Below are 5,476 nucleotides of genomic sequence, written 5' to 3' on the forward strand. Positions count from 1 at the left end.
CCGTGCCGGGGCCCGCCCGAGCCGGAAGACGCCCGAGCCGGACCGCGGCCCGGGCCCGCCCCGCCCGGCCTCGCCCCGGCCGGGCCGCTACCGGCTCAGCACCTGCCTCTCCCCCGCCTCCACCGCGAAGTCCAGCCGGTTGCCCGGCGGCGGGAAGGGGCAGATGAAGTGGTCCGAGAAGGCGCACGGCGGCAGGTAGGCCCGGTTGAGGTCGAGGACGGTGCGGCCCTCGGCGTCGGGCGCCGGCAGGGTGATGAAGCGGAAGCGGTAGGTGTCGATGCCGCTGGTCGCGTCGGCGATCACCCCGCTGAGCCGCTCGCCCGACCCGCTGACGGTCAGGGTGCGGTGCTCGCCCGCCACGGTGAAGGCGATCTGCCCGGAGACGGCCAGCGGGCGTTCCCGGCCGTCGGCGTTCGGGACGACGACCGACCGCGCGTCGTCGTCCTCGAACGGGGTGAAGACGGCGGGCACGGCCCACTCGGGCGCGTACGGGTAGGCGGAGATGCCGGCGAACGCGACCCGGCGGGGTGCGGCCGGGTCGAAGACCCGCAGGGCCAGCTCGCCCTCGCGCTCGATCGGGACGAGCAGCAGGGCGCCCAGGGTGGCGGTGTCGGCGGCCGGGTCGCTGTCCGGGCGGAGCAGCACCTCGCCGTCCACGGGCGCGCCGGCGCCGGCGACCGTGATGCCGTCGGAGGCCGCGGCCCGGACCCGCACGCCCTCGGCGTCGGCCCACCAGTGCCCGGGCAGGCCGGGGATCTCGGCCGGCTCGGGCTCCAGCCAGTGCGTGCCGGTGAGTGCGAGCTGGCCGTGCTCCGCGCTCACCGACGCCGCCCGGCCGTCGCTCCAGTGCTTCCAGTCCTCCGCGGCTGTCGCCGTCATCGGTCCACCCTCCCGGTCGGTTCGCGGACGGCCCGCCGTTCGGGCCGCCCCTCTCGGTCATCCACAACACCGTCCGCTCGGACGGATCATTCCCGTCGGCCCGGAACCGCCGAAACCGCAACACGGCGGCAACGCGCCGACACGCGGCACAACCCGGGGCACGGAACCGGCCGCACACATCGCCTACCGGTCACCTACCCGTCGCGGCGCTTCAGCGGACGGAACAGTCCCTCCTGCATCACGGACACCACCAGTCGGCCGTGCCGGTCGAAGATCTGTCCGCGCGCGAGGCCGCGCGCGCCGTGCGCGATCGGGGACTCCTGCTGGTACAGCAGCCAGTCGTCCGTCCGGAACGGCTGGTGGAACCACATCGCGTGGTCGAGCGAGGCCATGTCGAAGTTCCGCTCGCCCCACAGCGGCTCGACCGGGGCGCGGACGGCGTCCAGCAGCGTCATGTCGCTGGCGTAGGTGAGGGCGCAGACGTGGATCAGCGGGTCGTCCGGCAGTCGGCCGTTGGTGCGCAGCCAGACGCCGCTGCGCGCCTCGACGCCCTCCAGCTCCTCCTCGGTCCAGCGCAGCCGGTCGACGTAGCGGATGTCGAAGGGCTGGCGGCGGCTGATGAACGGGGGCAGCTCGCCGAGCCGGGAGCCGACCTCGTCCAGGGCGCTGGGCAGGTCCTCGGGGGCGGCGACGGCCGGCATCGGGTACTGGTGCTCGATGCCGCCCTCCTCGGGTCTGTGGAAGTCGGCGGTGAGCGCGAAGATCGACCGGCCACCCTGGATGCCGAGCACCCGGCGGGTGGTGAAGGAGCGGCCGTCGCGGATCCGGTCGACCTGGTAGACGATCGGCACGCCGGGGACCCCGGGGCGCAGGAAGTAGGCGTGCAGCGAGTGGACCGGGCGCGCGTCGTCCACCGTGCGCCCTGCCGCGACCAGTGCCTGCCCGGCGACCTGACCGCCGAACGTCCGTTGCAGCGCCTCCTCGGGACTGCGCCCACGAAAGATGTTGAGTTCGATCTGCTCAAGGTCGAGCAGATCGACCAGGTCGTCGACGGGGGTACCCATGCGCACGCTTCCTCTCCGGACTCCGAATGCATTCTCCAGCTCACTCGAATTCTCCGGCGACCCGGGTCATTCCCGCGCAGCAGTCCGGAACCCCCGGTTCACTCGAACGAGTAGACGAGCGACGGTCCCGCCTCCCGGGGCTACTCCCCCAGGCCAGACTCCCGGACCGTGATGTTGAGCCGCCCGACCAGCCCCAGCGCCGGATCGGCCGTCCCCGGCAACGTCCGCACCACCCCGTGGTACGCGAACCGGGCCGGACCGCCGAACACCAGCAGGTCCCCGCTGCGCAGTTCCAGGTCGGTCCACGGACGGGTCCTGGTCTCGGCGTTCCCGAGCCGGAAGACGCAGCCGTCGCCCAGCGAGAACGAGACCACCGGCGCGTCCGCCCGCTCGTCGCGGTCCTGGTGGAGCCCCATCTTCGCGCCCTGCGCGTAGTGGTTGACGATCGCGATGTCCGGCTCGTACGACGCCGCGCCCGCGATCTCCCCCAGCGCGGCCCCGTACGCCTCGGCGACGGCCCTGCGGGCCAACTCCCCGAGCGGCGGCGGGAACGGCTTGACGGGCGCACCGTCCTCGGCGACCCGCCGGTACCCGTACGGGTACCAGTGCAGGCCGAGGCTCACCATCCGGACGGACATCATCCCGCCGGTGGGCATCCGCACGGCGTGCAGGCCGGCCGGCGGGCGGGCCCACTCCCGGCAGGCGGCGACCAGGCGTTGCTGAGCGCCGAGGTCCAGCCAGCCGGGCAGCAGGACGGCGCCGGGAGCCGGTTCGGAGCGCTCGCGCCCGTCCGGGCACCCACCCGGGTCACCGAACAGCTCACCCTGGATCACCCCACCATCCTCCCGCACCGCGCCGGCCCACGAACGCCGACGGCCGCTCCCCCGGTCGGCGGGAAGAACCCGCGCGACGGAGAAGCGGCCGTGGAAGCCGTGCACATCGACACATCGGTACGTCAGCACATCCGTACATCGGTACGTCCGTACATCGGTACGTCCGCACGTCCTGATGTCCGTACGTCGGCACGTCGGTACATCGGTTCGTCAGCACCTCGACAGGTCGGCGCATCGCCGCCCGGTCGGGCACCGGCGCCGTGACGTCCGGCAGCCGATGCCGGCTACGCACGGGACCTCAGCGCTCGGAGAGACCTCAGATGCTGAGGGTCTGGCCCGGGAGGATCAGGTCCGGGTTGCCACCGATGACCTTGGCGTTGTTCTGGTACAGGTCGTGCCAGTCCAGGCCCTGCGCGGCGGCGATGGAGCTCAGGGTGTCACCGGCCTTGACGGTGTAGTCACCCTTGACGGCCGGCTTGGCGTCGTTCGAGCGGTTCCAGGACTTGGCGCCCTGGTCGGCCTTCGGCGCGGACTTCTGGGCGTCGGCCTTCGGCGCGTCGGCCTTCGGGGCGGCAGCCTTCGGCGCGACGGCGTCGGTCTTCGGCGCGGCCTGGGCCTTGGGGGCGGCCTTCGGGGCCTCGGCCGGCTTGGCGGCGGCCTTCGGGGTCTGCGCCGGCTTGGCGGCGGTCGAACCGGAGGTGGAGCCCGCCGAGGTGTCGACGGCGGCCGGGGCGCCGCCCTTGGTCAGACCGGCCTTGACGGAGCAGACGGGCCAGGCGCCCGGGCCCTGCGAGGCGAGGACCTTCTCGGCGACGGCGATCTGCTGCGCCTTGGTGGCCTGGTTGGCCTGCGGGGCGTAGGCGGTGCCACCGAAGGCGGCCCAGGTGCTGGAGGTGAACTGCAGACCGCCGTAGAAACCGTTGCCGGTGTTGATGGCCCAGTTGCCGCCGCTCTCGCACTGGGCGACGGCGTCCCAGGTGGAGACGGAGGCGGCGGAGGCCGAGGTGGCCGTGACGAGGCCGGCCACCGGCAGGGCCGCGACAGCGGCGCCCGCCACGACCGCCATCCGAACGCGGTTGCGCTTGGTGACGGTGGAGGTGGTGGCAGCGGCGGTCTCGTTACGGAAGGTCATGGGGTTCCTCTCGACAGCCCCGGGCGGACATGCGGAACCAGGCCCTGGAAGGGCCGCGTTCGCTTGCCGCGTCCGTCGGACGGCCGTGCACGTGTCGGACGTGCCGCTGCCGCCCCGGCCACCCAGCCGCTCGCCGACGACCTGTTCGAGCGATCGCGTCGGCGGGCACCTGCCGCACCCGGCGGACCGGGGGGCTGTGCGTCGGGGGTGAACCCGGGTGGCGCTCGTTGCGCCGACCAAGAAGCTACGAGCCGGTCGACGGGGAAGCCAAAACTTCAACGATCTGCCCAGGTCAGCCGGGGGTTACCGATGGTAACGACCATGCAATCGTGACCGAAATGTCCGCTTTGGCCATTGATTCCTAGATCAAACATCCGTGCGGCGTGACCCACCTCACTGTTTGATTCCGGCAGTCCCGGCACCGACATCGACAGATTGCGACCACGGGAACACGCCACGCGGTCGGATCAGACGCAATTCCCGTCAGCCTCGACGGGCACCCGTGACGCCTGACACAAGGGCCCGTTGGGCATGGCGACCTCCCTGTGTCCGCCCCGAACCCCCATCCGCACCCATCCGAGGAGACCCTGTGCCGCGCATGCTCGACGTCAGCGACGAGGTCCGGTCCGAGATCGGCGACGACGAGGCCGACCGGCTGCTAGGCGGTGACCGCGCCCCCGACAGCTACGAGTGCACCTCCTGCCGGACCCCCGGCGACACGCACGTGGAGCCCACCAGCACCGTGCTGTTCGTCGGCGAGGAGACCGCCGTCCTCGCCTTCGCGCACGCCCGCTGCATCCCTTCCCAGGTGGTCCCGGTCTCCGAGGAGCAGCTGGTCGGCGCCGTCCGCAGCATCAGCCAGTCCCAGCCCGGCGGCCCGGACCCGGCCGTCCCCGCCGCCGCGCCGGGCGCCCCCGCACCAGTCCCCGCCTCCGCCCCCGCACCGGCCCCGGCCGCGCCCGGCGGACCCGCCCCGACCCAGCCGGCCGCGCCCGGCCAGGCCGCCATCCTCGGCATCACCTGCGGGCTGGTGCTGCACGGCAAGGTCGGGCACGCCTCGCTGGTGGTCGAGCCGACCGGGCCGGTCGGCCGCCCCGGCAGCGCCTCGGGCGAGGACGAGTTCCTCGACCTGCTCCACGACGCCGGCTTCCAGCCCGTCACCGACCTGGACGAGACCCCGGACCAGCTGCCCGGCTGGTCCGTCCTGGTCGCGATGGGCAAGCTGCACGCGGTCCTCCAGCCCGCCGCGGCCGGCGGCAGCACCGGCTGGTGGCAGGCGCACCAGCCGCTCCAGGTCACCGACGCCTGGCGGATGGCCGCGAACCAGCTGTCCGAGGTGACGATGTACGCCGTGCCGGCCGGCATGGTCGGGCGCCAGCCCCGCGAGGACCTGCTGCGCCAGGCGCTGGAGCGGGCGGTGGCACTGGGCCAGGTGGTCGCCGCCTCCCTCCCGCTCGCCGGCACCTGATCCGTCCCGGCGAGGTCACCATCGTCTCCCAGTACGTGCTGGTGCGCGGTCTCGGCCTGGCCGACAGCCTGGCCGGGGTCGCGCTGCCCGGCTCGATCGC

General features: G+C 73.4%; 5 protein-coding genes. 1 reads left to right on the forward strand and 4 read right to left on the reverse strand.

What is annotated here, in order from left to right; genetic code table 11:
• Positions 1 to 87: 87 nt before the first annotated feature.
• The 4 genes from ACIQOV_RS25570 to ACIQOV_RS25585 all read right to left on the reverse strand — a co-directional run bounded on the left by ACIQOV_RS25570 (position 88) and on the right by ACIQOV_RS25585 (position 3,908).
• The gene (locus ACIQOV_RS25570; RefSeq protein WP_401052213.1) at positions 88 to 879 is read right to left on the reverse strand and encodes a DUF1684 domain-containing protein; all 792 of its coding nucleotides are present in this window, start codon (positions 877 to 879) and stop codon (positions 88 to 90) included.
• Positions 880 to 1,073: 194 nt separating this feature from the next.
• The gene (locus tag ACIQOV_RS25575; protein ID WP_359899227.1) at positions 1,074 to 1,943 is read right to left on the reverse strand and encodes an acyl-CoA thioesterase II; all 870 of its coding nucleotides are present in this window, start codon (positions 1,941 to 1,943) and stop codon (positions 1,074 to 1,076) included.
• 140 nt (positions 1,944 to 2,083) lie between these two features.
• On the reverse strand, positions 2,084 to 2,773 hold the full coding sequence (locus ACIQOV_RS25580; RefSeq protein ID WP_401052221.1) for an alpha-ketoglutarate-dependent dioxygenase AlkB family protein: 690 nt from the start codon (positions 2,771 to 2,773) through the stop codon (positions 2,084 to 2,086).
• Positions 2,774 to 3,092: 319 nt separating this feature from the next.
• Positions 3,093 to 3,908, reverse strand: coding sequence for a transglycosylase family protein (locus ACIQOV_RS25585; RefSeq protein WP_401052215.1), 816 nt, complete (start codon positions 3,906 to 3,908; stop codon positions 3,093 to 3,095).
• Positions 3,909 to 4,506: 598 nt separating this feature from the next.
• Here ACIQOV_RS25585 and ACIQOV_RS25590 point away from each other — a divergent pair.
• Positions 4,507 to 5,376: a hypothetical protein gene (locus ACIQOV_RS25590; protein ID WP_401052218.1), complete on the forward strand. Its 870-nt coding sequence runs from the start codon at positions 4,507 to 4,509 to the stop codon at positions 5,374 to 5,376.
• Positions 5,377 to 5,476: the final 100 nt, after the last annotated feature.

The sequence above is a fragment of the Kitasatospora sp. NPDC091257 genome, from assembly GCF_044757675.1.
Classification (GTDB): domain Bacteria; phylum Actinomycetota; class Actinomycetes; order Streptomycetales; family Streptomycetaceae; genus Kitasatospora; species Kitasatospora lactacystinica.